At 56.0% G+C, this 612-nt stretch carries 1 rRNA gene; it reads left to right on the forward strand.

What is annotated here, in order from left to right:
* A 23S ribosomal RNA gene (locus ACRQEG_RS09510) occupies nt 1-612 on the forward strand; the annotation flags it as partial.

A 612-nucleotide genomic window follows, 5' to 3' on the forward strand; every position in this document is an offset into this window, starting at 1 on the left:
TCGTATTGCATGTCTAACTTTGGTCCGTGATCCGGGCTAAGGACAGTGCCTGGTGGGTAGTTTAACTGGGGCGGTTGCCTCCTAAAGGGTAACGGAGGCGCTCAAAGGTTTCCTCAGCCTGGTTGGTCATCAGGTGGTGAGTGTAAGTGTAGAAGGAAGCTTGACTGTGAGACAGACATGTCGAGCAGGTACGAAAGTAGGAACTAGTGATCCGGCGGTGGCTTGTGGAAGCGCCGTCGCTCAACGGATAAAAGGTACCCCGGGGATAACAGGCTGATCCTGCCCAAGAGTTCATATCGACGGCATGGTTTGGCACCTCGATGTCGGCTCGTCGCATCCTGGGGCTGGAGTAGGTCCCAAGGGTTGGGCTGTTCGCCCATTAAAGCGGTACGCGAGCTGGGTTCAGAACGTCGTGAGACAGTTCGGTCCCTATCCGCTGCGCGCGTTTGAGAATTGAGAAGGGCTGTTCCTAGTACGAGAGGACCGGGACGGACGAACCTCTAGTGTGCCAGTTGTTCCGCCAGGGGCATTGCTGGTTGGCCACGTTCGGGAGGGATAACCGCTGAAAGCATCTAAGCGGGAAGCCTGCTTCGAGATTAGTTCTCGTTCCAC

It is taken from the genome of Actinotignum stranguriae (assembly GCF_051265215.1).
Lineage (GTDB): Bacteria > Actinomycetota > Actinomycetes > Actinomycetales > Actinomycetaceae > Actinotignum > Actinotignum schaalii_C.